The organism is Escherichia sp. E10V10 (assembly GCF_004211985.1).
Lineage (GTDB): Bacteria > Pseudomonadota > Gammaproteobacteria > Enterobacterales > Enterobacteriaceae > Escherichia.
Window position 1 is genome coordinate 82,810 of record NZ_RHJO01000003.1, and the last position, 22,679, is coordinate 105,488.

Sequence of the window (22,679 nt, forward strand, 5' to 3'; positions counted from 1 at the left end):
ATCCCCGGTAACTGAATGCTGCCGGGGATATTTTTATCATTCCGCATACATACGCAAGCAGCGCAGGCAATCGAAATAGTCCTGCGCATCAAGACGCGTATTGGCTCTGTTAGCTTCGGATTTGGCTGCATAGATTTGCGGGCGTAATGCTTTCATATCCTGCTCAAGCCGGGCGATTTTGGCATTTAATGTTTGCACATTGCTCGCCAGTTGATTGACCTTTTGCTCATTGACGCACCCGCTTAATAAGCCGGTTATCAGAATTAGTATTCCCACGCTGAAAGTCTTTTTCATTATTTATTTCTCCCTGTCTTTTATTGTTATGGTTAATAGTTGATTGACGTTTAGTGGAGTATTACCACCGTGGCGGGTGCGCCCAAATTCCGTCAGGCCATCTCCCTTCATCATCCAGCCGTGTGTTAACTTTTTCTGCCGCTTCTTTCGCTATCTGAATTTCCTGACGTAAAGCGTCGATATCTTGTTGGAGTTGATCGATTTTTATATTTATCAGATGAATATCATTTTCTACATGACTGATTTTTTCATTACTGACGCAGCCTGTGAGTATGAACATTAGAAAAAAGAGTAACAGTTGATTATTCATTTCCAGTTTCCTTTATCTGGTGTTAATTATTCAGCTAATCTGGCGGCAGTCTTCGCTTCAATCTGTTTAAGTAAGCTTCCGCTGCCTGGGCGGATAAAATCGGCAATTTCCCACTTACCTTCACGCCGCTGTAAAACAAATTCTTGCTCTTCGCTGTTGCCATTGGTCAATGCAAAACGAACATAAATACGAGCGGAGTCGGCAGTTTTCTCCAGCACACGAATTTCATCAACGCGTGAAAATAACGACTCTTCGCCAAAACAGATTGGGTTGTCGTAGATAAATTGCCGCTCTAATTGCATATTTTCATCGGAGTTACTGTCAGTCTTGAAGGTGGTTTTATAGAAGGCATTAACAGCCTGGCGATAGGTGTTGGAAACAACCCACGTCCAGGGCCAGCTATAATGAGTGATATGGTCAAACAACTCGGCGACAAAGGCTTCAGGCTGCTCTTTTTGTAGCGATGTCAGTACCGCCAATATTTTTTCATTCTCACCATTAACCGACTGCCAGACGCTGCCATGATTGCTGACAATATCATCAATCACCCAACGACCATTTTCTGCCACCATCTTCAGTGTTTGCGTGGTCTTTTCTTTATCGTCTTTATAGGGACGAAAGCGCACAAGGGCATCCACGTGATCGGCATCCGTTTGAGTAACCGCGACACTTTCTAACACCAGATCGCCGTAATCCTGACAATCGCAAACCGGATCGTAATCCAGCCAGCCAATATTACCCGGCAGTGTGAGATTGTCATTCAGGGTTAGTGCCTTTTGCATTCGCGTTGATGTTATTGCTTGCTCACTGTTATCAGCGAAATAAGGAACACTAGCCCCACCGGTATAGTGTTGATAAATCTGCCTGACTGTTTGTTCAGCGGTTAGCGAGGGGGATTGCGCCTGGAGGGTAAAACTTAAAAAGACTGCCAAAAACAGAACCATTATTTTCATCTGTTTTTCACCTCTCCATTGCGTTTATCCCTGGTGTAGATGAGTTGTTCCTTTAAGAGCTTCCAGCTCCGCATGATGATGTCCTTATATTTGGTGTTCCTGAACAGGGGAGAGTAACAACGGGCGGGAGGCGAGGGGAATAAATGATTTCTGAAAAGTCCGGTAGCGGAACATTACCGCTACCGGGAGAATTTGTGCGTTAGCCGCTGAACTGGTCGGGATCGGGGCCGAGGCGTTTACCCTGGTCGAGTTTTGCAATGTCACCAAGTTCGTCTTTGTCGAGACGGAAATCCCAGACATCGAAGTTTTCGGCAATTCGTGAAGGGGTGACCGATTTCGGGATTACGACCAGACCGTTATCCAGATGCCAGCGGATAACAATCTGCGCCGGGGTTTTGCCATACTTATCTGCCAGATCGCGAATGATTTTCTGATCAAATACGCCTTTCCCGCCCTGGGCTAATGGGCTCCAGGATTCGGTCTGGATTTTGTGTGTGGCGTTCCAGGCATGCAACTGACGTTGCTGCATCAGCGGGTGAAGTTCTATCTGGTTAATGACAGGCGCCACGCCAGTTTCATCAATCAGACGCTGAAGATGGTGGATCTGGAAATTGCAGACGCCGATACTTTTGATTAATCCCTCTTTTTGCAGCTCAATCATTCCTTTCCATGCTTCGACATAATGGTCGATTGCGGGAACGGGCCAATGCATTAAGTAGAGGTCGATATAATCAAGCTGGAGTTTTTTCAGACTGTCGAGTAGGGCTTCGCGGGGGCGCTTGTGGTTGTCGTTCCACAGTTTCGTGGTGATGAACAGATCTTCTCTGTTAAGTGCGGAATTTTTCAGGGCTTTGCCGACACCTTCTTCGTTCTTGTAGGCTGCGGCGGTATCAATTGAACGATAACCCACTTCTAACGCTTTTTGGATAGCGGTGATAACTTCCTCATTACTTGCTTGCCAGACGCCCAGTCCCAGCTGGGGCATGACATTGCCGTCCTGTAGCTTAATAACGGTTGGATTAGCCATACGTTCCTCCTTATATGAACTCACCGGAGCAGGCTCCGGTGAGATGTTGTGAACTTAAGTCTGGACGAAATGCCCGAAAACGAAAGTTTGAGGCGTAAAAAGCTTAACGGGCGGCTTCGTAGATGCGGCGGCTGACCTCCAGTGTAATGTCATGATTTTCGCCCAGTTGGGTCATGCCGTGTTCTTCCAGTTTTTTCAGCAATGCCGGGATAGAGCTGCCGTCCAGACCGTAGTCGGAAAGATGTGTCGGCACGCCTAATTGCTCGAAGAAGTTACGGGTAGCGGCAATCGCGGCGTCAATGCGCTCGTCGTCGGAACCTTCGGTGATGTTCCAGACGCGTTCAGCGTATTGCAGCAGTTTCGCACGCTTGGTGTCGCGTTTTTCATTCCACAGAGCAGGCAGGACGATAGCCAGAGTTTGTGCGTGATCCAGACCGTGCATAGCGGTCAGTTCGTGGCCCAGCATATGCGTTGCCCAGTCCTGCGGTACGCCAGCGCCGATCAAACCGTTCAGCGCTTGGGTCGCCGCCCACATAACGTTGGCGCGCACATCGTAGTTTTCTGGTTCTTTCAGGGCCTTCGGACCATCTTCGATCAGCGTCAGCAAAATACCTTCTGCGAAGCGATCCTGAATTTTGGCATCAACCGGTTTGGTCACATACTGTTCTACGGTGTGCACAAAGGCGTCCACTACGCCGTTAGCCACCTGGCGCGGCGGCAGGGTATAGGTATAAACCGGATCGAGTACGGCAAATACCGGCTGAACATGGGCAGAATGGAACGCCTGCTTGTCGCCAGTGGTTTTACGGGAGATAACCGCGCCTGCGTTGGATTCTGAACCAGTTGCAGGCAGTGTCAGCACACAGCCCATCGGGATAGCGCTTTTAATCTCTTTGCCGCCAGTTTGCAGGATATGCCACGGATCGACGTTTTCAGGATAATTTGCCGCTGCGGCGATAAATTTGGTGCCATCCAGCACGGACCCGCCGCCAACCGCCAACAGGAAAGTCACTTTCTGTTCGCGAACCAGTTTTACGGCGTTCATCAGCGTTTCATAAGCCGGGTTTGGCTCGATACCGCCAAACTCCAGCACGTCCATACCTTTCAGTGCATCCAGAACTTGATCGAGGACGCCGGTTTTTTTCACACTACCACCGCCGTAGGTAATCAATACGCGGGCGCCATGAGGAATTTGCTCGCGTAAACCAGCGATAGCGCCTTTACCAAACAGAATGCGGGTTGGGGTGTGCAGATTAAAGTTGTTCATTACTTGCTCCCTTTGCTGGGCCAATATGAGGGCAGAGATCGGTCTGCCTGATGTTTTTCATTGTGGTCGCCAGCGCCGTGGCTCTCAATGCTCATTTCTGCCAATGTCTTGCCTATTTCTCCAGAGTACTGGAGAAATGGTACAAAATTGCGCACAATCAAATTGCCGCATTATTCCTAAGAAATTACGCGATATGAAACGTGAAGAGATATGCCGCCTACTGACGGATAAAATTAATAGACTGAAAGATAAAGAAAATAGTTTGTCGGATATGTTGCCTGATGTGCGCTTATTGTATGGCGAGAACCCCGGTGCGCGTACGCCAGTGATGTATGAACCTGGCATCATAATTCTCTTTTCTGGGCATAAAATCGGTTATATCAATGAACGCGTGTTTCGCTATGACGCCAATGAATACCTGCTGCTGACGGTGCCGTTGCCGTTTGAGTGCGAAACTTATGCCACGCCAGAGGTGCCACTGGCGGGGGTGCGTCTCAATGTCGATATTTTGCAGTTACAAGAGCTGTTGATGGACATTGGCGAAGATGAACATTTCCAGCCGTCGATGGCTGCCAGCGGTATTAATTCCGCTACATTGTCCGAAGAGATTTTATGCGCGGCGGAGCGGTTACTGGATGTGATGGAACGACCGCTGGATGCGCGCATTCTCGGTAAACAGATTATCCGCGAGATTCTTTACTATGTGCTGACGGGGCCTTGCGGCGGCGCGTTACTGGCACTGGTAAGTCGCCAGACGCATTTCAGCCTGATTAGCCGCGTGCTGAAACGAATTGAGAATAAATACACCGAAAACCTGAGCGTTGAGCAACTGGCAGCAGAAGCCAATATGAGCGTTTCAGCGTTCCACCATAATTTTAAGTCTGTCACCAGTACCTCGCCGTTGCAGTATCTGAAGAATTACCGTCTGCATAAGGCGCGAATGATGATAATCCACGACGGCATGAAGGCCAGCGCGGCGGCGATGCGCGTCGGCTATGAAAGCGCGTCGCAATTTAGCCGTGAGTTTAAACGTTATTTCGGTGTGACGCCGGGAGAAGATGCAGCCAGAATGCGGGCGATGCAGGGGAGTTAAATGTGTTCCCGGCATGGCCACCGGGAACGGAGGAAATCGTCAGGCACTAGAGTACTTTTTTTTAATCACCACGAACAGCGTGCCTAACAAGCCAGCGGTTAGCAAGGCAATCGGCAGGATCATCAGGAACGTCATCACCTGATCTTCATGGCGTTTTACAAACGGGATCATGCTTAAGGCATAGCCAAAACTGGTTACCACGCTGACCCATAGCAACCCGCTTAACCAGTTGAAAAACTGGAAGCGGCGGTTTGGTAGACCGGAAATCCCCGCCATGGTTGGCAGCAGCGTGCGGACAAAGGCGAGGAAACGTCCAGCAAGCAGCGCCAGCAGACCGTGGCGGTCAAACATACAGGTGGCGCGCTGGTGATATTTGGCCGGAAGCTGTGCCAGCCAGCCTTTCACCGTTTTGGTATTACCCAGCCAGCGTCCCTGAATATAACTCAACCAACAACCCAGGCTGGCTGCGGCAGTCAGAATCGTGATTGTTGGCAGAAAATCCATAACCCCTTGGGCAATCAATGCGCCAGCCAGAATCAACAAGCTGTCGCCAGGCAAAAATGAGGCGGGCAGCAGGCCGTTTTCTAAAAACAGCGTGGCAAACATGACAAAGTAAACAACGCTAACAATGTGAGGGTCCGCCAGCGCGGCAAAGTCATGTTGCCAGAGCGCAGCGATAATATCTTGAATAACAGCCATGGACTTTCCTGTGGAACAGCGTTTAAGCCTTAATTTGACTATTGTACTCCTGAATCGTCCGGGACGCCTTGATCCCGGACGCAACAATTTAAGACTATTCACAATTAAATGTCTGCAAAATTGTCCAAATTTGGCAATGTTACACAATTCGCGCGAAGCCGGCGTCCAGATCGGCAATCAGATCGTCGACGTTTTCCAGACCAATATGCAGGCGAATCAAGGTGCCGCTAAAATCGATCTTACCTTGCGGGCGGATGGCGGCGAGATGTTCTGGCTGGTTCGCGAGGATCAAGGATTCATACCCGCCCCATGAGAAGGCCATGCTGAATAAACTGAAGTTATCCAGATAGTTCGCCAGTTCTTCGTCATTAAGTTTTTTCTTCAGGACAAAGGAAAATAGTCCGCTGCTACCTGTAAAGTCTCGTTTCCAGAACTCATGGCCTTTACTGCCTGGCAGAGCAGGGTGGTTAACTCGCTCAACCTGCGGATGTGCGGCCAGCCATTCAGCCACTTTCAGGCTGCTTTCATGATGTTGGCGCAGACGCACGCCCAGTGTACGCAGGCCACGACTGGTCATATAGGCGGTATCGGCGTCGACCATCTGCCCCATCAGATAGGCATTTTCCCGCAGTTGCTCCCAGCAACGGGCATTGCACACAGCAGTGCCAATCATCGCATCCGAATGCCCTACCAGATATTTGGTGGCGGCCTGAATAGAAACATCAATACCAAAATCAAGAGCTTTGAACAGCACTCCGGCAGCCCAGGTGTTATCGATCATAATGATGGCGTCCGGCACCACACTGCGTACGGCGGCAACAATCGCCGGAACGTCGTGGACTTCCATGGTGATGGAGCCTGGCGATTCCAGAAACACGATTTTAGTGTTTGGCTGCAGATGTTTAACGATATCGGCACCAATCAGCGGATCAAACCATGATGTCGTTACGCCCAACTTGCTGAGGATTTTGCTACAGAAATCCTGGCTCGGCTCGTAGGCGGTATTTGTCATCAACACATGATCGCCCTGTTCAACAAAAGCAAGAATGGAATTTGCAACCGCAGCCGCCCCGCAAGGAAACAGCGCGCAACCTGCGCCACCTTCCAGTTCGCACATCGCTTCTTGTAATGAGAAGTGTGTTAACGTTCCGCGCCGTCCATAGAACAACTCGCCATTGGCGCGATTGCGCGTCGCATGTTTTTTGGCTTCCACACTGTCAAAGACCAGCGAAGAGGCGCGCTGAATCACGCTATTTACCGCGCCGAGAGTGTATTTTTTGCTGCGTCCTGCATTGACCAGTTGAGTATCAAGTTGTTTGTCTGCCATGTTGGGATTCCTGTTTTTATACGTCTGGATGTCTAAACTAGCACGAATGAGGTTATGCGCATCCTGAAGAATTGGCATAAAGCAGAAAAATTTCGCAAAAGGTGTACTGGTGACTTTTTTACTGCGTAAACGCAAAGAAAAGAAAGCAAAGGTACGGCAGTATGCAAATAGTAATGAGAACGACTATCAATTCGACGTCGTTTTGATATTATTGTGCGCAGATTTTGTGACTTGCGTCCTGGAGATACACAGTGGGTAATAATTTAATGCAGACGGACCTTTCCGTCTGGGGTATGTATCAGCACGCCGATATTGTCGTTAAGTGCGTGATGATTGGGCTTATTTTGGCCTCCGTAGTCACCTGGGCAATCTTTTTCAGTAAGAGCGTAGAGTTTTTCAACCAGAAGCGTCGCCTGAAGCGCGAGCAGCAACTGCTGGCTGAAGCACGCTCTTTAAACCAGGCCAGCGATATCGCCGCTGATTTTGGTAGCAAAAGCTTAAGCTTGCATTTGCTCAATGAAGCGCAAAATGAGCTGGAACTGTCGGAAGGCAGCGACGATAACGAAGGTATTAAAGAGCGTACCAGTTTCCGCCTTGAGCGTCGGGTCGCCGCAGTAGGTCGTCAAATGGGCCGCGGTAACGGTTATCTTGCTACCATCGGCGCAATTTCGCCGTTCGTTGGTCTGTTTGGTACGGTTTGGGGCATCATGAACAGCTTTATTGGTATCGCGCAAACGCAAACTACCAACCTGGCAGTGGTTGCACCGGGTATTGCAGAAGCGTTGCTGGCAACGGCAATCGGTCTGGTGGCAGCGATTCCGGCGGTCGTTATCTATAACGTATTTGCACGCCAGATTGGCGGCTTTAAAGCGATGCTTGGCGATGTCGCAGCGCAGGTATTGTTGCTGCAAAGCCGTGACCTGGATCTGGAAGCCAGCGCCGCTGCGCATCCGGTTCGTGTTGCACAAAAATTACGCGCAGGATAATGTCCGATGGCAATGCATCTTAACGAAAACCTCGACGATAACGGCGAAATGCATGATATCAACGTGACGCCGTTTATCGACGTGATGTTGGTTCTGCTGATTATCTTTATGGTGGCGGCACCGTTAGCGACGGTAGATGTGAAGGTGAACTTGCCTGCTTCTACCAGCACGCCGCAGCCGCGCCCGGAAAAACCGGTTTATCTGTCGGTGAAGGCGGACAACTCAATGTTTATCGGTAACGATCCGGTCACCGATGAAACGATGGTTACGGCGCTGAATGCGTTAACCGAAGGTAAGAAAGACACCACCATCTTCTTCCGTGCAGATAAGACCGTCGACTACGAGATGTTGATGAAGGTAATGGATAAGCTGCATCAGGCAGGTTACCTGAAGATTGGTCTGGTCGGCGAAGAAACAGCCAAAGCGAAGTAAAGAGAATTGCCTGATGCGACGCTGGCGCGTCTTATCAGGCCTACAAAATTTATCGCAACGTGTTGAGTTTTCATAAGTTTGTAGGCCGGGTAAGGCGTTCACGCCGTATCCGGCAAGGTTAAAAGCACAATGATGCCCGGTTGCTATCACACAACCGGGTATTTTTTAGCCTAAATGTTCGCCGCCACACACGCCGTGCACTTCTGCGGTGACATAGCTCGACTCCTGACTTGCCAGATAAACATATACAGGGGCCAGCTCCGCCGGTTGCCCCGCACGTTTCATCGGCGTTTGCTGACCAAACTGCGGGATCTTATCCTGCGTCTGTCCGCCGGAAATTTGCAGTGCTGTCCAGATAGGGCCTGGCGCGACAATATTCACCCGAATACCTTTCTCCGCGACCTGTTTTGCCAGGCCACGGCTGTAGTTCAGAATTGCCGCCTTCGTTGCCGCATAGTCCAGCAAATGCGGGCTTGGCTGGTAGGCCTGGATTGAGGAAGTGGTGATGATACTGGCGCCTTTCGGTAGCAGGGGAATTGCTTCCTGGGTTAGCCAGAACAGCGCGAAAACGTTAATGGTAAAGGTCTTTTGAAACTGTTCGCTGGTGAGGTCTGCAATATCAGGAATGGCAACCTGTTTCCCGGCGACCAGCGCCATAATATCCAGCCCGCCTAATGCCTTATGCGCGTCGTGAACCAGCGAACGGGCAAATTTCTCATCGCTTAAATCGCCCGGCAGCAGAATGGCTTTGCGTCCGCATTCTTCAATGATCTTTTTCACATCCTGAGCATCTTCTTCTTCCACGGGAAGATAACTGATCGCCACGTCAGCCCCTTCACGCGCGTAAGCGATGGCGGCAGCGCGACCGATTCCGGAATCGCCCCCTGTCACCAGTGCTTTACGATCTTTCAGGCGACCGCTACCGACATAGGTTTTCTCGCCGCAATCTGGCACGGGCGTCATCTTCGCCTGAATGCCGGGCGCTGGTTGTTTCTGTTTGGGATATTCACCAGTGTAATACTGTGTGGTCGGGTCTTTTAAATGAGACATCGCTTTTCTCCCTTCAGGTTCAACGTCCTTTAAGGGTAGACGCACGCGCCACGGTAATCAGGGAACCAGGAAGATCCCTAAACCTCGGATTTATGCGATAACGGGTTAACGTATATGTTGATTTGCTGTTGCGTGCTGTTAACTCAATTGCGATATACTGTTGCCCGTTTTAACTACACGACAGGAATGTATGGAACGTTTTCTTGAAAATGCAATGTATGCTTCTCGCTGGCTGCTTGCCCCCGTGTACTTTGGCCTTTCGCTGGCGCTGGTTGCCCTGGCACTGAAGTTCTTCCAGGAGATTATTCACGTCCTGCCGAATATCTTCTCAATGGCAGAATCAGATTTGATCCTCGTGTTGCTGTCGCTGGTGGATATGACGCTGGTTGGCGGTTTGCTGGTGATGGTGATGTTTTCCGGTTATGAGAATTTCGTTTCGCAGCTGGATATCTCCGAGAACAAAGAGAAACTGAACTGGCTGGGGAAAATGGACGCAACGTCGCTAAAAAACAAAGTGGCAGCGTCGATTGTGGCAATCTCTTCCATTCACTTACTGCGCGTCTTTATGGATGCGAAAAATGTCCCGGATAACAAACTGATGTGGTACGTCATTATCCATCTGACGTTTGTGCTTTCTGCATTTGTGATGGGCTATCTTGACCGACTAACTCGTCATAATCACTGATCTGATTCGGGCGCGGTTCTCGCGCCCGTTATCAATACGTCATTTATCGGACGACGCCTGCCACAGATTCAGCTCGCCATCAGCGATATGCTGGTCAATCTGCGCTAACTCCTCGGTGCTAAACGTCAGATTATTCAGCGCCTCCACGTTCTCCTCCAGTTGCTCCGCACGGCTGGCTCCAATCAATACCGACGTCACTCGCTCATCTTTCAGCAACCAGCTTAACGCCATTTGCGCCATAGACTGACCGCGCTGCTGTGCCATTTCATTCAATAACCGCAGGCTGTTGAGGTTAGCGTCGGTGAGCATTTTCGGTGTCAGGCCGCGCACTTTATGACCTTCGCGATGCATCCGTGAATCTTCAGGAATGCCGTTGAGATATTTTCCGGTCAGCAATCCCTGGGCCAGTGGGGTGAAGGCAATGCAGCCCACGCCGTTATTTTGCAGGGTATCCAGCAGGCCGCTTTTATCCACCCAGCGGTTCAGTAAATTGTATGAAGGCTGATGAATTAACAGCGGAATTTTCCACTCGCGCAGCAACTCGACCATTTTTTGCGTCCGCTCTGGCGAGTATGAAGAGATCCCAACATACAGCGCCTTACCACTTTGCACCGCATGGGCAAGCGCAGAGGCGGTTTCCTCCATTGGCGTATTTTCATCGACACGGTGCGAGTAAAAGATATCGACATACTCAAGCCCCATACGCTTCAGGCTTTGGTCGAGACTGGCGAGCAGGTATTTACGCGACCCGCCAGAGCCATACGGGCCAGGCCACATATCATAGCCAGCTTTGGTGGAGATAATTAACTCGTCACGATAAGGCGCAAAATCTTCCCGTAACAGACGACCAAAGTTCTCTTCTGCACTTCCTGGAGGCGGGCCGTAATTGTTGGCTAAATCAAAGTGCGTAATGCCTAAATCAAACGCTTTACGCAGGATCGTACGCTGTGATTCCAGCGCGTTAACGTGACCGAAATTGTGCCATAAACCGAGCGATAACGCGGGCAGGCGTAAACCGCTTTTTCCGCAATAGCGGTACTGCATCTGCCCGTAACGTTCGGGATTCGCTAACCAGACCATGACATCTCCTTTCCACCATTCAATTTCGAAACAATGTTTCTAGTCTAGCGATTTACCAGGACGTATCCCGTAGCATCGCTCACAGAGTGACGAAAAACTGGGCAAAAACACACGCTTATGCTTTGCTTAAAAAAACAACAGCTGAGGAGTAAAACGATGCCGCGTTTGACCGCCAAAGATTTTCCGCAAGAGTTGCTGGATTACTACGACTATTACGCTCATGGGAAAATATCAAAACGTGAGTTTCTCAACCTGGCAGCGAAGTACGCGGTGGGCGGGATGACGGCGTTAGCGTTGTTTGATTTGCTCAAGCCAAATTACGCGTGGGCGACCCAGGTGGAGTTTACTGACCCGGAGATTGTCGCTGAGTACATCACGTATCCTTCGCCAAATGGTCACGGCGAGGTTCGTGGTTATCTGGTGAAGCCTGCGAAGATGAGCGACAAAACACCCGCTGTGGTGGTCGTGCATGAAAATCGTGGGCTGAATCCGTATATCGAAGATGTAGCACGGCGGGTGGCGAAGGCGGGGTATATCGTCCTGGCACCTGACGGCTTAAGTTCCGTTGGAGGTTATCCGGGTAATGATGATAAAGGTCGTGAGCTGCAACAGCAGGTTGATCCAACCAAACTGATGAATGATTTCTTTGCCGCAATTGAGTTTATGCAACGCTATCCGCAAGCGACAGGCAAAGTGGGTATTACCGGATTTTGCTATGGCGGTGGCGTATCGAACGCGGCTGCCGTGGCGTATCCGGAACTGGCCTGCGCGGTGCCGTTTTATGGTCGTCAGGCACCCACTGCCGATGTGGCGAAGATTGAAGCGCCTTTACTGCTCCACTACGCGGAACTGGATACCCGAATCAACGAGGGCTGGCCCGCTTATGAGGCGGCGTTGAAGGCCAATAACAAAGTCTATGAAGCGTATATCTATCCGGGGGTTAACCATGGATTCCATAATGATTCCACGCCACGTTATGACAAATCAGCCGCCGATCTTGCCTGGCAAAGGACGCTGACATGGTTCGATAAATATCTTTCCTGAAGTGTTTATCCCTTAAAGGATAACGTCCTACATGTGCAGGAAAAAATAGCGTGCGTAAAAGTCGGAGTTTGCCTAAAATATCGCTATATATACTGATATATAGCGTTTGAGGTAAACGATGAATAACCATTTCGGTAAAGGCTTAATGGCGGGATTAAAAGCAACGCATGCCGACAGTGCAGTTAATGTGACTAAATTTTGCGCCGATTATAAACGTGGTTTTGTATTAGGCTACTCGCACCGGATGTATGAAAAGACCGGCGATCGCCAGCTCAGCGCCTGGGAAGCGGGTATTCTGACGCGCCGTTATGGGCTGGATAAAGAGATGGTAATGGATTTCTTTCGTGAGAATAATTCCTGTTCTACGTTGCGCTTTTTTATGGCTGGTTATCGCCTCGAAAATTGATCAAACATACGTATTATCTTGCTTTAATTAATTACACTAATGCTTATTCCCTTCGTTTTAGCGCCCCGCCGCAGTATCATTGTAATGATAACCATAATAAATGTGTGGTAAATGGCGCATCGATCGCATTATTGATTTTGCGGTTGAGGCAAAATATATGCCAGGTCTTCGCAACGGAATAACAATAAATGACTGGAGATAACACCCTCATCCATTCTCACGGCATTAATCGTCGTGATTTCATGAAGCTTTGTGCAGCATTAGCCGCCACCATGGGGTTAAGTAGCAAAGCCGCCGCAGAGATGGCCGAATCGGTCACTAACCCGCAGCGCCCGCCGGTTATCTGGATTGGCGCGCAGGAATGCACCGGTTGTACGGAATCTCTGCTTCGTGCGACGCATCCAACGGTAGAAAACCTCGTGCTGGAGACTATCTCTCTGGAGTATCACGAAGTGCTTTCTGCCGCCTTCGGCCATCAGGTTGAAGAGAACAAACACAACGCACTTGAGAAGTACAAAGGGCAGTATGTGTTGGTTGTGGATGGTTCCATCCCATTAAAAGATAACGGTATTTATTGCATGGTTGCCGGTGAGCCGATTGTGGATCACATCCGCAAAGCGGCAGAAGGCGCAGCAGCAATTATCGCTATCGGTTCCTGCTCCGCGTGGGGCGGTGTTGCCGCGGCTGGAGTTAACCCAACCGGCGCAGTCAGCCTGCAAGAAGTTCTGCCAGGCAAAACTGTAATCAACATTCCTGGCTGCCCGCCAAACCCGCACAACTTCCTCGCGACCGTTGCGCACCTCATCACTTACGGCAAACCGCCGAAGCTGGATGATAAAAACCGTCCGACCTTCGCCTATGGTCGTCTGATTCACGAACACTGCGAACGCCGCCCGCACTTCGATGCTGGTCGTTTTGCCAAAGAGTTCGGTGATGAAGGCCACCGTGAAGGCTGGTGCCTGTACCACCTCGGCTGTAAAGGGCCAGAAACTTACGGCAACTGCTCAACGCTGCAATTCTGCGACGTTGGCGGCGTGTGGCCGGTGGCGATTGGTCACCCGTGCTACGGCTGTAACGAAGAAGGTATCGGCTTCCATAAAGGCATCCATCAGCTTGCCAACGTCGAAAACCAGACTCCGCGTTCACAAAAACCGGACGTCAACGCTAAAGAAGGCGGCAACGTCTCTGCGGGCGCTATCGGTTTGCTCGGCGGTGTGGTTGGGCTGGTTGCCGGTGTCAGCGTGATGGCGGTGCGTGAACTGGGTCGTCAGCAAAAGAAAGATAACGCTGACTCACGGGGAGAATAACCGTGAACAGACGTAATTTTATTAAAGCAGCCTCCTGCGGGGCATTGCTGACGGGCGCACTGCCATCTGTCAGCCATGCGGCTGCTGAAAACCGCCCGCCAATTCCGGGATCGCTGGGGATGTTGTACGACTCGACCTTGTGCGTAGGCTGTCAGGCTTGCGTCACCAAGTGTCAGGATATCAACTTCCCTGAGCGTAACCCGCAAGGGGAACAGACCTGGTCGAACAACGACAAACTGTCGCCGTACACCAATAACATCATTCAGGTGTGGACCAGCGGCACGGGCGTCAACAAAGACCAGGAGGAGAACGGCTACGCGTACATTAAGAAACAGTGTATGCACTGCGTTGATCCGAACTGTGTCTCCGTGTGTCCGGTTTCTGCACTGAAAAAAGATCCGAAAACCGGCATTGTCCATTACGACAAAGACGTGTGCACCGGCTGCCGTTACTGCATGGTTGCCTGTCCGTACAACGTGCCGAAGTACGACTACAACAACCCGTTTGGTGCGCTGCATAAGTGCGAACTGTGCAACCAGAAAGGTGTGGAACGTCTCGATAAAGGCGGTCTGCCTGGCTGCGTAGAAGTGTGTCCGGCGGGCGCGGTGATTTTTGGTACGCGTGAAGAGCTGATGGCGGAGGCGAAAAAACGTCTGGCGCTGAAGCCTGGCAGCGAATACCACTATCCGCGTCAGACGCTGAAATCTGGCGACACTTACCTGCACACGGTGCCGAAATATTATCCGCATCTGTACGGCGAGAAAGAGGGCGGCGGTACTCAGGTTCTGGTACTGACGGGTGTGCCTTATGAAAATCTCGACCTGCCGAAACTGGACGATCTTTCTACCGGTGCGCGTTCCGAAAATATTCAACACACCCTGTATAAAGGCATGATGCTACCACTGGCTGTGCTGGCGGGCTTAACCGTGCTGGTTCGTCGCAACACCAAAAACGACCATCACGACGGAGGAGACGATCATGAGTCATGATCCACAACCGCTGGGCGGCAAAATCATCAGTAAACCGGTCATGATTTTTGGACCGTTAATCGTCATCTGTATGCTCCTGATTGTGAAGCGTCTGGTGTTCGGTCTGGGCTCTGTCTCTGACCTGAACGGCGGCTTCCCGTGGGGCGTGTGGATCGCGTTTGACCTGTTGATCGGCACCGGCTTTGCCTGTGGCGGCTGGGCGCTGGCGTGGGCGGTATACGTCTTTAACCGTGGGCAATACCATCCGCTGGTGCGTCCGGCGCTGTTGGCGAGTCTGTTTGGTTACTCACTGGGTGGCTTGTCGATCACCATCGACGTTGGTCGCTACTGGAACCTGCCGTACTTCTACATTCCGGGTCACTTCAACGTGAACTCGGTACTGTTCGAGACGGCGGTCTGTATGACCATCTACATCGGCGTGATGGCACTGGAGTTTGCTCCGGCACTGTTTGAACGTCTGGGCTGGAAAGTGTCGCTCAAGCGTCTGAACAAGGTGATGTTCTTCATCATCGCGCTCGGTGCGCTGCTGCCAACTATGCACCAGTCTTCAATGGGGTCGCTGATGATCTCGGCGGGCTACAAGGTGCATCCGCTGTGGCAGAGCTATGAAATGTTGCCGCTGTTCTCGCTGCTGACGGCGTTCATCATGGGCTTCTCGATTGTCATCTTTGAAGGTTCACTGGTGCAGGCGGGTCTGCGTGGCAATGGTCCAGATGAAAAGAGCCTGTTCGTCAAGCTGACCAACACCATCAGTGTGTTGCTGGCGATTTTCATCGTGCTGCGCTTTGGCGAGCTTATCTATCGCGACAAGCTGTCGTTAGCGTTTGCCGGTGACTTCTACTCCGTGATGTTCTGGATTGAAGTCCTGCTGATGCTCTTCCCGCTGGTGGTTCTGCGTGTGGCGAAGCTGCGTAATGATTCCCGCATGCTGTTCCTGTCGGCACTGAGCGCGCTGTTAGGTTGTGCAACCTGGCGTCTGACCTATTCGCTGGTGGCATTCAACCCGGGCGGCGGTTACGCCTACTTCCCGACCTGGGAAGAACTGTTGATTTCTATTGGTTTTGTGGCTATTGAGATTTGCGCTTACATCGTACTCATTCGTCTACTGCCGATACTTCCTCCTTTAAAACAAAACGATCATAATCGTCATGAGGCGAGCAAAGCATGAGCCAGAGAATTACTATTGATCCGGTAACCCGAATTGAAGGGCATTTACGCATCGATTGCGAAATCGAAAATGGCGTCGTTTCGAAAGCATGGGCTTCCGGTACCATGTGGCGCGGCATGGAAGAGATCGTGAAAAACCGCGATCCGCGCGATGCATGGATGATTGTGCAACGTATCTGTGGCGTATGTACTACTACTCACGCGCTGTCTTCCGTCCGTGCGGCAGAAAGTGCGCTGAATATCGACGTTCCGGTTAACGCGCAATACATCCGTAACATCATTCTGGCTGCGCACACCACGCATGACCATATCGTTCATTTCTATCAGCTTTCGGCGCTGGACTGGGTGGACATCACTTCTGCATTGCAAGCTGATCCAACCAAAGCCTCCGAAATGCTGAAAGGCGTTTCGACCTGGCATCTGAACAGCCCGGAAGAGTTCACCAAAGTTCAGAACAAGATCAAAGATCTGGTTGCCAGCGGTCAGTTGGGTATTTTCGCCAATGGCTACTGGGGTCACCCGGCGATGAAACTGCCGCCGGAAGTGAACCTGATTGCGGTAGCGCACTACCTGCAAGCGTTGGAGTGCCAGCGTGACGCTAACCGCGTCGTGGCGCTGCTGGGCGGTAAAACGCCGCACATTCAGAACCTGGCGGTAGGCGGGGTCGCTAACCCAATCAACCTCGACGGTCTGGGCGTGCTGAACCTTGAGCGCCTGATGTACATCAAGTCCTTCATCGACAAGCTGAGCGACTTTGTTGAGCAGGTTTACAAGGTTGATACCGCAGTTATCGCCGCGTTCTACCCGGAATGGCTGACGCGCGGTAAAGGTGCGGTGAACTACCTGAGCGTGCCGGAATTCCCGACCGACAGTAAAAACGGCAGCTTCCTGTTCCCGGGCGGCTACATTGAGAATGCGGATCTGTCCTCGTATCGTCCGATCACTTCTCATTCCGATGAATACCTGATCAAAGGAATTCAGGAAAGCGCGAAGCACTCCTGGTATAAGGACGAAGCGCCACAGGCACCGTGGGAAGGCACCACCATTCCGGCTTACGACGGTTGGTCTGACGACGGTAAATACTCCTGGGTGAAATCGCCGACTTTCTACGGCAAAACGGTAGAAGTGGGTCCGCTGGCTAATATGCTGGTGAAACTGGCGGCAGGTCGCGAATCTACCCAGAACAAACTGAATGAAATCGTTGCGATTTATCAGAAACTGACTGGCAACACGCTGGAAGTGGCACAGCTGCACTCCACGCTGGGCCGTATTATTGGTCGTACCGTTCACTGCTGTGAATTGCAGGATATCCTGCAAAACCAATACAGTGCACTGATCACCAATATCGGCAAAGGCGATCACACCACCTTTGTGAAGCCGAACATTCCGGCAACGGGTGAGTTTAAAGGCGTTGGCTTCCTCGAAGCGCCGCGCGGTATGCTCTCTCACTGGATGGTGATCAAAGACGGTATCATCAGCAACTACCAGGCAGTTGTTCCATCAACCTGGAACTCTGGCCCGCGTAACTTCAATGATGACGTCGGTCCTTACGAGCAGTCGCTGGTGGGTACACCGGTTGCCGATCCAAATAAACCGCTGGAAGTGGTACGTACCATTCACTCCTTCGACCCGTGCATGGCCTGTGCGGTACACGTAGTGGATGCCGACGGCAACGAAGTGGTTTCAGTGAAGGTTCTGTAATGCGTATTTTAGTCTTAGGGGTCGGCAATATTTTGCTGACCGATGAAGCCATCGGTGTGCGGATTGTTGAAGCGTTAGAGCAACGATACATTCTGCCGGATTATGTTGAGATCCTCGATGGCGGCACGGCGGGAATGGAGCTGCTTGGCGACATGGCAAATCGCGATCATCTGATTATTGCGGATGCCATTGTGTCGAAGAAGAGCGCGCCGGGAACGATGATGATCCTGCGGGATGAAGAAGTTCCGGCGTTGTTTACCAACAAAATCTCTCCGCATCAGCTTGGCCTGGCCGACGTCTTGTCGGCCCTGCGCTTCACCGGCGAGTTTCCGAAAAAGCTGACCCTGGTCGGCGTAATTCCGGAATCACTGGAGCCGCACATCGGCTTGACGCCGACGGTCGAAGCGATGATTGAACCTGCGCTTGAGCAGGTTCTGGCTGCGCTGCGTGAATCTGGCGTGGAAGCTATCCCACGGGAGGCGATTCATGACTGAAGAGATAGCAGGTTTCCAGACCTCCCCGAAGGCGCAAGTACAGGCAGCGTTTGAAGAAATTGCCCGGCGTTCGATGCACGATCTCTCTTTTCTGCATCCTTCAATGCCGGTGTATGTTTCTGATTTTACGCTGTTCGAAGGTCAGTGGACGGGGTGTGTGATCACCCCGTGGATGCTGAGTGCAGTTATCTTCCCCGGCCCGGATCAACTCTGGCCGCTGCGCAAAGTGAGTGAAAAAATCGGTCTGCAACTGCCGTATGGCACTATGACCTTTACCGTTGGCGAACTGGACGGTGTGTCGCAATACCTCTCCTGTTCGCTGATGTCGCCGCTTTCGCACAGCATGTCGATTGAAGAGGGCCAACGCCTGACGGATGACTGCGCACGAATGATCCTTTCGCTGCCAGTCACTAATCCGGATGTACCACATGCAGGGCGTCGCGCCCTGCTGTTTGGTCGCAGGAGTGGCGAAAATGCATGAGTTGTCGCTTTGCCAGAGCGCCGTTGAGATTATCCAACGGCAGGCGGAGCAGCACGATGTTAAGCGCGTCACCGCCGTGTGGCTGGAAATTGGTGCGCTCTCCTGCGTTGAGGAGAGCGCCGTCCGTTTTAGTTTTGAAATTGTCTGCCAGGGAACGGTGGCGCAAGGGTGCGATTTACATATCGTCTATAAACCCGCCCAGGCCTGGTGTTGGGATTGCAGCCAGGTGGTGGAGATTCATCAGCACGATGCGCAGTGCCCGCTCTGTCACGGCGAGCGGTTGCGTGTCGATACCGGCGATTCGCTGATCGTCAAAAGTATTGAAGTTGAATAACCGGAGTTAACAATGTGTATTGGCGTTCCAGGCCAGGTGCTGGCTGTCGGTGAAGATATTCACCAGCTTGCGCAGGTTGAAGTATGTGGTATCAAGCGTGACGTGAATATCGCCCTGATTTGCGAAGGTAACCCTGCCGATCTGCTGGGCCAGTGGGTACTGGTGCACGTCGGATTTGCCATGAGCATCATCGACGAAGATGAAGCCAAAGCCACATTAGACGCGCTGCGCCAAATGGATTACGACATTACCAGCGCGTGATGATTAAAGCCGGATGCTTTCGTAGGCCTGATAAGACGCGCGAGCGTCGCATCAGGCATTGTGCCTGATTGCCGGATGCGGCGTGAACGCCTTATCCGGCCTACATTGGTCTGGATGGCTTGCTGCGACGAACGGTAACCATTACCCCTGGCGCTTATCTTCCGTATTTGTCTCGAAATCACTGGCGTCATGGCGTTCATGCAACTGCTCGTTCAGCGGTCCGTTGGTGCGGTTAACAATACGCCCACGTTTCACAGCCGGACGTTCGCCCACTTCTTTCGCCCAGCGTTGCACGTGCTTATAACTGCCCGCATCAAGAAACTCTGCGGCATCATACACGCCGCCTAACACCACGTTGCCAAACCACGGCCAAATCGCCATATCCGCAATGGTGTACTCATCGCCCGCAACAAACTTATGCTGCGCCAGTTGCTTATCCAGCACGTCGAGCAGACGTTTGGCTTCCATGGTAAAGCGATTGATGGCGTACTCAATTTTCACTGGCGCGTAATGATAAAAGTGACCAAAACCACCACCGAGGAACGGCGCAGCGCCCTGTAACCAGAACAACCAGTTCATCGTTTCAGTTCGCTTCGCCAGATCCTGCGGCAGGAAGTAGCCAAATTTCTCGGCCAGATAAAGCAGAATCGATCCTGACTCAAACACGCGGATTGGCGGGTTATGCGTATGATCGCGCAGAGCGGGAATTTTCGAGTTCGGGTTCACTTCGACAAAACCGCTGGAGAATTGATCACCATCGCCAATGCGAATCAGCCACGCGTCGTACTCTGCGCCGGTGACGCCCAGCGCCAGCAGCTCCTCAAGCATAATCGTTACTTTCTGACCGTTCGGCGTTCCCAGCGAATAGAGTTGCAATGGGTGTTTGCCAACGGGCAGCGTTTTTTCATGTGTCGGACCAGAAACCGGGCGATTGATATTGGCGAACGCGCCGCCAGCGGATTTATCCCACGTCCAGACTTTCGCGGGCTGATAAGTATTGTCTGCCATAGTGAGTTGCCTTCTGAGTGGTAGTGTTGAAGCAGTGTAGCAGGTCACTTGCTGTACAGAATGTGAATTTTTTAACCCTTTGCGCCAGCCGCTGCGTTGAGGTGTATGATAAGTCTAACCTCTGTCCGGTTAATGTCGCTGAGCAGGTAATCAGAGCACAACAATTACGCCAACTGCTTAGGTTGTATTGTTAAAGGTAAAGTGATGAGCAAAGGAACGACCAGCCAGGATGCCCCGTTCGGGACGTTATTGGGCTACGCCCCCGGTGGTGTAGCAATCTACTCTTCAGATTACAGTTCTCTCGATCCGCAGGAATACGAAGATGACGCCGTATTCCGTAGCTATATCGACGACGAATATATGGGCCACAAATGGCAATGCGTTGAGTTTGCTCGCCGTTTTCTCTTTCTGAACTACGGTGTGGTCTTCACTGACGTGGGCATGGCGTGGGAGATTTTCTCGCTGCGCTTCCTGCGTGAAGTGGTTAATGACAACATTCTGCCATTGCAGGCATTTCCTAACGGTTCGCCGCGTGCGCCGGTCGCGGGCGCGCTTCTTATCTGGGATAAAGGCGGTGAATTTAAAGACACCGGCCATGTCGCCATTATTACCCAATTGCATGGCAACAAAGTCCGTATTGCCGAACAGAACGTGATTCATTCCCCGTTGCCGCAAGGGCAACAGTGGACGCGCGAGCTGGAGATGGTAGTAGAAAACGGCTGCTATACCCTCAAAGACACCTTCGATGACACCACTATTCTGGGCTGGATGATCCAGACGGAAGATACTGAATACAGCTTACCGCAGCCGGAAATCGCAGGCGATTTGTTGAAGATCAGCGGAGCGCGCCTGGAAGACAATGGCCAGTTTGACGGTAAATGGCTGGATGAAAAAGATCCGCTGCAAAACGCCTACGTGCAGGCGAACGGTCAGGTGATCAATCAGGATCCGTATCATTACTACACCATTACGGAGAGCGCCGAACAGGAGCTGGTTAAAGCCACCAACGAGCTGCATCTGATGTATCTTCACGCTACCGATAAAGTGCTGAAAGATGACAACCTGCTGGCACTGTTCGATATTCCGAAAATCCTCTGGCCGCGTTTGCGCCTCTCCTGGCAGCGTCGTCGTCACCATATGATCACCGGTCGTATGGATTTTTGTATGGATGAGCGTGGCCTGAAGGTCTATGAATACAACGCCGACTCCGCCTCCTGTCATACTGAAGCGGGCTTGATCCTCGAACGTTGGGCGGAGCAGGGCTATAAAGGCAACGGCTTCAATCCGGCGGAAGGGCTGATTAACGAACTGGCTGGCGCGTGGAAACACAGTCGCGCGCGTCCGTTTGTCCATATCATGCAGGACAAAGATATCGAGGAAAACTATCACGCGCAGTTTATGGAGCAGGCGCTGCAACAGGCGGGCTTTGAAACGCGTATCTTGCGTGGGCTAGATGAACTGGGCTGGGATGCTGCCGGACAACTGATTGATGGGGAAGGGCGACTGGTTAACTGCGTGTGGAAGACCTGGGCGTGGGAAACGGCGTTTGATCAGATTCGCGAAGTCAGCGACCGTGAGTTTGCCGCAGTACCGATTCGTACCGGTCATCCGCAAAATGAAGTGCGCCTGATCGACGTTCTGCTGCGTCCGGAAGTGCTGGTCTTTGAACCGCTGTGGACGGTGATCCCTGGCAACAAAGCGATTCTGCCAATTCTCTGGTCGCTGTTCCCGCATCATCGTTATCTGCTGGATACCGATTTCACTGTTAATGATGAACTGGTGAAAACCGGTTACGCCGTGAAACCGATTGCCGGTCGCTGTGGTAGCAATATCGACCTGGTCAGCCATCATGAAGAGGTGCTCGACCAAACCAGCGGTAAATTTGCCGAGCAGAAAAATATCTACCAGCAACTGTGGTGCCTGCCAAAAGTGGACGGTAAATACATTCAGGTATGTACCTTCACCGTGGGCGGCAACTACGGCGGGACGTGTTTGCGCGGCGATGAATCTCTGGTCATCAAAAAAGAGAGTGATATTGAGCCGTTAATTGTGGTGAAAGAGTAATAGACTTTTTCGCAAACCCGTGCTGATTATCAAAAATAATCAGCACGGATAATCGTTCATGGAATGCTCAAAATATTGAATATTGAAATATATTAAATTAATAAATTCACAATATGAATATATTAATGATTGAAATGATTCGCCATTAATTATTTCTTAAAATTCTGAATAGCAACTTATTATCTGATACTAAAGAAATAACACTCTTTTTATCGTTAAA

The 22,679-nt window shown here is 51.3% G+C and carries 25 protein-coding genes; 15 read left to right on the forward strand and 10 right to left on the reverse strand.

Annotated features, from left to right (window positions below):
• Window positions 1-36: 36 nt before the first annotated feature.
• From yqhH to yqhD, 5 genes are all read right to left on the reverse strand, one after another.
• Window positions 37-294: a lipoprotein YqhH gene (yqhH, locus tag D9736_RS06840; RefSeq protein ID WP_130257988.1), complete on the reverse strand. Its 258-nt coding sequence runs from the start codon at window positions 292-294 to the stop codon at window positions 37-39.
• 61 nt (window positions 295-355) lie between these two features.
• Window positions 356-604 carry a hypothetical protein gene (locus D9736_RS06845; RefSeq protein ID WP_130223961.1) on the reverse strand — a complete coding sequence of 83 codons (249 nt, stop codon included), beginning with the start codon at window positions 602-604 and terminating at the stop codon, window positions 356-358.
• A gap of 26 nt (window positions 605-630) precedes the next feature.
• Window positions 631-1,557 (reverse strand): YbjP/YqhG family protein, encoded by a 927-nt coding sequence (locus tag D9736_RS06850; RefSeq protein ID WP_130257989.1) that lies wholly within the window; start codon window positions 1,555-1,557, stop codon window positions 631-633.
• Window positions 1,558-1,756: 199 nt separating this feature from the next.
• Entirely contained in the window at window positions 1,757-2,584 is an 828-nt protein-coding gene (gene dkgA, locus D9736_RS06860; protein WP_130218154.1) for a 2,5-didehydrogluconate reductase DkgA, read from the reverse strand.
• A 103-nt stretch (window positions 2,585-2,687) separates the two neighbouring features.
• A complete protein-coding gene (gene yqhD / locus D9736_RS06865; protein ID WP_130218152.1) occupies window positions 2,688-3,851 on the reverse strand; it encodes an alcohol dehydrogenase in 1,164 nt (387 codons plus the stop codon).
• A gap of 193 nt (window positions 3,852-4,044) precedes the next feature.
• On the opposite strand from yqhD, the gene yqhC reads away from it, so the two are divergent.
• Window positions 4,045-4,944 (forward strand): DNA-binding transcriptional regulator YqhC, encoded by a 900-nt coding sequence (gene yqhC, locus D9736_RS06870; protein WP_138158408.1) that lies wholly within the window; start codon window positions 4,045-4,047, stop codon window positions 4,942-4,944.
• A 39-nt stretch (window positions 4,945-4,983) separates the two neighbouring features.
• On the opposite strand, the gene yghB is transcribed toward yqhC, so the two are convergent.
• Complete coding sequence (gene yghB, locus D9736_RS06875; protein WP_064529651.1) at window positions 4,984-5,643, reverse strand: DedA family general envelope maintenance protein YghB; 660 nt, start codon at window positions 5,641-5,643, stop codon at window positions 4,984-4,986.
• Between the two features lie 139 nt (window positions 5,644-5,782).
• A complete protein-coding gene (gene metC, locus D9736_RS06880) occupies window positions 5,783-6,970 on the reverse strand; it encodes a cystathionine beta-lyase (protein WP_130223967.1) in 1,188 nt (395 codons plus the stop codon).
• Window positions 6,971-7,221: 251 nt separating this feature from the next.
• On the opposite strand from metC, the gene exbB reads away from it, so the two are divergent.
• Window positions 7,222-7,956, forward strand: coding sequence for a tol-pal system-associated acyl-CoA thioesterase (exbB, locus tag D9736_RS06885; protein ID WP_130208037.1), 735 nt, complete (start codon window positions 7,222-7,224; stop codon window positions 7,954-7,956).
• Between the two features lie 6 nt (window positions 7,957-7,962).
• Complete coding sequence (gene exbD, locus D9736_RS06890; protein ID WP_130208035.1) at window positions 7,963-8,388, forward strand: TonB system transport protein ExbD; 426 nt, start codon at window positions 7,963-7,965, stop codon at window positions 8,386-8,388.
• Between the two features lie 165 nt (window positions 8,389-8,553).
• Here exbD and yghA read toward each other — a convergent pair whose 3' ends face one another.
• Entirely contained in the window at window positions 8,554-9,438 is an 885-nt protein-coding gene (gene yghA, locus D9736_RS06895) for an NADP(+)-dependent aldehyde reductase (RefSeq protein ID WP_130257991.1), read from the reverse strand.
• Window positions 9,439-9,628: 190 nt separating this feature from the next.
• On the opposite strand from yghA, the gene D9736_RS06900 reads away from it, so the two are divergent.
• Complete coding sequence (locus D9736_RS06900) at window positions 9,629-10,123, forward strand: TIGR00645 family protein (RefSeq protein WP_000439331.1); 495 nt, start codon at window positions 9,629-9,631, stop codon at window positions 10,121-10,123.
• Window positions 10,124-10,162: 39 nt separating this feature from the next.
• Here D9736_RS06900 and gpr read toward each other — a convergent pair whose 3' ends face one another.
• Window positions 10,163-11,203 (reverse strand): L-glyceraldehyde 3-phosphate reductase, encoded by a 1,041-nt coding sequence (gene gpr, locus D9736_RS06905; RefSeq protein ID WP_130257992.1) that lies wholly within the window; start codon window positions 11,201-11,203, stop codon window positions 10,163-10,165.
• A 156-nt stretch (window positions 11,204-11,359) separates the two neighbouring features.
• Between gpr and yghX the strand changes: the two genes are divergently transcribed.
• From yghX to hybG, 10 genes are all read left to right on the forward strand, one after another.
• Entirely contained in the window at window positions 11,360-12,247 is an 888-nt protein-coding gene (gene yghX, locus D9736_RS06910) for a YghX family hydrolase (RefSeq protein ID WP_130257993.1), read from the forward strand.
• A gap of 118 nt (window positions 12,248-12,365) precedes the next feature.
• Window positions 12,366-12,653 carry a DUF2623 family protein YghW gene (yghW, locus tag D9736_RS06915; RefSeq protein ID WP_001059136.1) on the forward strand — a complete coding sequence of 96 codons (288 nt, stop codon included), beginning with the start codon at window positions 12,366-12,368 and terminating at the stop codon, window positions 12,651-12,653.
• A gap of 188 nt (window positions 12,654-12,841) precedes the next feature.
• On the forward strand, window positions 12,842-13,960 hold the full coding sequence (gene hybO / locus D9736_RS06920; protein WP_130218140.1) for a hydrogenase 2 small subunit: 1,119 nt from the start codon (window positions 12,842-12,844) through the stop codon (window positions 13,958-13,960).
• A 2-nt stretch (window positions 13,961-13,962) separates the two neighbouring features.
• On the forward strand, window positions 13,963-14,949 hold the full coding sequence (gene hybA / locus D9736_RS06925) for a hydrogenase 2 operon protein HybA (protein WP_001081870.1): 987 nt from the start codon (window positions 13,963-13,965) through the stop codon (window positions 14,947-14,949).
• Window positions 14,939-16,117 (forward strand): Ni/Fe-hydrogenase cytochrome b subunit, encoded by a 1,179-nt coding sequence (gene hybB / locus D9736_RS06930; protein WP_000017694.1) that lies wholly within the window; start codon window positions 14,939-14,941, stop codon window positions 16,115-16,117. The genes hybA and hybB overlap by 11 nt, the downstream gene beginning before the upstream one ends.
• Window positions 16,114-17,817: a hydrogenase 2 large subunit gene (gene hybC / locus D9736_RS06935; RefSeq protein WP_000083065.1), complete on the forward strand. Its 1,704-nt coding sequence runs from the start codon at window positions 16,114-16,116 to the stop codon at window positions 17,815-17,817. The genes hybB and hybC overlap by 4 nt, the downstream gene beginning before the upstream one ends.
• A complete protein-coding gene (locus D9736_RS06940; RefSeq protein ID WP_001221953.1) occupies window positions 17,817-18,311 on the forward strand; it encodes a HyaD/HybD family hydrogenase maturation endopeptidase in 495 nt (164 codons plus the stop codon). The genes hybC and D9736_RS06940 overlap by 1 nt, the downstream gene beginning before the upstream one ends.
• Window positions 18,304-18,792 (forward strand): hydrogenase-2 assembly chaperone, encoded by a 489-nt coding sequence (gene hybE / locus D9736_RS06945; RefSeq protein WP_000134014.1) that lies wholly within the window; start codon window positions 18,304-18,306, stop codon window positions 18,790-18,792. The genes D9736_RS06940 and hybE overlap by 8 nt, the downstream gene beginning before the upstream one ends.
• On the forward strand, window positions 18,785-19,126 hold the full coding sequence (hypA, locus tag D9736_RS06950; RefSeq protein WP_000544957.1) for a hydrogenase maturation nickel metallochaperone HypA: 342 nt from the start codon (window positions 18,785-18,787) through the stop codon (window positions 19,124-19,126). The genes hybE and hypA overlap by 8 nt, the downstream gene beginning before the upstream one ends.
• A 12-nt stretch (window positions 19,127-19,138) precedes the next feature.
• Window positions 19,139-19,387 (forward strand): hydrogenase maturation factor HybG, encoded by a 249-nt coding sequence (hybG, locus tag D9736_RS06955; RefSeq protein ID WP_000334896.1) that lies wholly within the window; start codon window positions 19,139-19,141, stop codon window positions 19,385-19,387.
• Between the two features lie 141 nt (window positions 19,388-19,528).
• Here the strand turns inward: hybG and yghU are convergent, their stop codons facing one another.
• Window positions 19,529-20,395 carry a glutathione-dependent disulfide-bond oxidoreductase gene (gene yghU, locus D9736_RS06960; protein ID WP_126665286.1) on the reverse strand — a complete coding sequence of 289 codons (867 nt, stop codon included), beginning with the start codon at window positions 20,393-20,395 and terminating at the stop codon, window positions 19,529-19,531.
• Window positions 20,396-20,599: 204 nt separating this feature from the next.
• On the opposite strand from yghU, the gene gss reads away from it, so the two are divergent.
• The gene (gss, locus tag D9736_RS06965) at window positions 20,600-22,459 is read left to right on the forward strand and encodes a bifunctional glutathionylspermidine amidase/synthase (protein WP_130257994.1); all 1,860 of its coding nucleotides are present in this window, start codon (window positions 20,600-20,602) and stop codon (window positions 22,457-22,459) included.
• Window positions 22,460-22,679: the final 220 nt, after the last annotated feature.